This is a genomic window from Pseudoalteromonas sp. TP27 (assembly GCF_056470645.1).
Genome location: NZ_JARDAK010000065.1, coordinates 1 through 2,314, shown reverse-complemented (window position 1 = coordinate 2,314; position 2,314 = coordinate 1). Strand labels below are relative to the sequence as shown.

At 36.8% G+C, this 2,314-nt stretch carries 4 protein-coding genes; all 4 read left to right on the top strand.

Features of this window, described 5'->3' with window-relative positions; translation table 11 throughout:
• Nucleotides 1-621: ParA family protein (locus PX700_RS21845; RefSeq protein ID WP_479521928.1), on the top strand; the 621-nt coding region annotated here is incomplete at its 5' end.
• The gene (locus PX700_RS21840) at nucleotides 618-935 is read left to right on the top strand and encodes a hypothetical protein (RefSeq protein ID WP_446701376.1); all 318 of its coding nucleotides are present in this window, start codon (nucleotides 618-620) and stop codon (nucleotides 933-935) included. The genes PX700_RS21845 and PX700_RS21840, both read left to right, overlap by 4 nt.
• A gap of 87 nt (nucleotides 936-1,022) precedes the next feature.
• A complete protein-coding gene (locus tag PX700_RS21835; protein ID WP_479521927.1) occupies nucleotides 1,023-2,033 on the top strand; it encodes a hypothetical protein in 1,011 nt (336 codons plus the stop codon).
• Nucleotides 2,034-2,057: 24 nt separating this feature from the next.
• Entirely contained in the window at nucleotides 2,058-2,264 is a 207-nt protein-coding gene (locus PX700_RS21830) for a hypothetical protein (protein ID WP_446701379.1), read from the top strand.
• The last annotated feature ends 50 nt before the right edge of the window (nucleotides 2,265-2,314 follow it).

Below are 2,314 nucleotides of genomic sequence, written 5' to 3'. Positions count from 1 at the left end.
AATAAATTGATAGTTGTAGCTAATACAAAAGGTGGATGTGGTAAATCTACTTTAGTTATGTGTTTAGCTGCTGAGGCTAGTGCTCGTAATATCGATGTGGTACTGGTTGATGCAGATCCAACAAGTATTTTGAAGTTTTGGGCTGGAAAACGAAAAATTAACTGTGTTCACGTAGCGTCAACTCTTAATGTATCTGAATTATTAATTAAATTAAAAACAGAAAACCCTAATTCATTAATTCTAGTTGATACTGGGGGGTTCGATAGTAAAGCGGCACGATCTGCGATAGTGACCGAAAATGTTAATACCGTTATTTTCCCTGTCAAAACTAGCCCTCTTGATTTATTTGTAACAAGACAGTTTCTACAAGAAGCCTTGCCATATTTAAAGAACGCTAATTGTGTGGGTGTGGTGATGGAAGCTGATCATTTACAATCGGCCGCGACTGAAATATTAAAAGCAAAAGATGTTTTGAGTTCATTTGGTATAAAACCGATTCAAGCATTTACAGTAAAAAGAAAAGAATATAGGAAAAACTTTCTTCGCGGTGGTGATCATTTAGTCAATGAAAAAGCAAAGAAAGAAGTATCAGATATATTTGATGAATTGGTGAACTTATGAATGGAATGTTTGATGACTTTGATAATGATGATTCATTTATTGATAACGGTAAATTTATCAATAACACGACACAATCTAAAGGTCAGGATATAACGGATGACAAGTTATTAGATAAAGCTATTAGTAAAACTATTACCATTAATAAATCAACTGTTGAGTTAGTTGATTTATTACAACTTGAAAATAGAGTTGATTTTAGTCAAATGGTTAGAGCTGGAATATTAGCTTTATCTAATATGGAAAAAGAAGATCGAGAACGATTATATAATAGTGTTTATGTTCCTCGAAATGCTGGTCGTAAAAAGAAAAAATAAGTATTAATAAAAAACCTCAAGCTCCCGTCGAAAGTTACTTGAGGTTTAGCGTGATCAACTTACTTTATTAACATGAGATAACCACAAATGAACTCTACTATTTTAAAGCCTATTTGCATAGTGCTATCTATCGCAACAGCTTTCCTATCTGCAATTTTAACGGCTCAATTCATGTATGACATAGGTTTAGCTATGGATGAGCCTATACTAATGACAGCGTTAGGCATTGTGCTAGATTTGGCTAAATGCGCTACACCGTTGTTTGTTCTGTTTTTGTTTTCACAAAAACAATACGCTTCTGCGCTGTTTGCTTTGTTATTGAGCATGACATTAAGTGTTGTTTCGTTCTCTGCATCGGTGGCTGCTTTAGAGCAAGGTGTTGTCGCCAGCCAAAAAAACAGTACTGCTTATCAAGCGGCTTCTCAGCAAATTAAAGAATACACAACCCAAGTGGACGAGTTACGTCTTCTTGCGGCCAAACAACAAAACGCAAACCTCATTACTAAATCGGAAAGAACGCTAGAAAAAGTTGAACCTCTTTTAATTCGTATTGATGATCTTTATCAACGTCAATCTACTCTACCGAGTGAATCGACTGTTTTTGATAAATTTGGTTTGTTGATTAGTTATATTACCTCTGCTGCATTGGAATTAATGAGCTGGCTGTTAGTGTTGGTTTCTAACGCACTGAAACGCAGTCACGCGCACTCGAACGCAGTTGTGCGCAGTCATGATAAATCGTCTGCGCTAGAGCTTATTCAGCCTGACGTTATCCAAACGCAGTTAGAAATTGAAACGCAGTCGTGCGCAGTGGTTACACAGTCACGCGCAGTGAATGACGAATATTTTACCGACTGCGTTTCTGAGCTGGTTGATTGCCATGAAGAGGAAGCATTCAGTGACGACCATCTAAAATGTAATGAACAAGTCTATTTTGAGATCAAGCAAGCGGTACTGGCAAAAGAAGTAAAACCAAGCCAACGAGGTATTGGGGAGAGATTTAAAGGGGTAGGGCGTGATACCATTAATTTTGTGTTAATGGATCTGAAACACGCAGGATTTTTGCGGTCATATAGAAAAGGCTATGCCTTTGCTTAGTGGTTTTTTAAAAGGAGAGTGTCAATGTTATCTTATTCAGTGATCAACAAGATTGAAAGTATGGCTGATCAAGCCAGCAAGGAAAGCGGTACGTCTTATGAAGAATACATCCGATTATTTTCTGCCTCTTTTGATAAAGAGTTTAAACAATATTATCCCATCCATGAAGTGAAGCGATTTGCTAGAGAGTATGGATATACCCCTAAATCTGAGCGACAGAGCCAGTATTAAACGCTTTGGTGACATTTAAGTTATGATCTAATGTGGTATGACATTTAGGT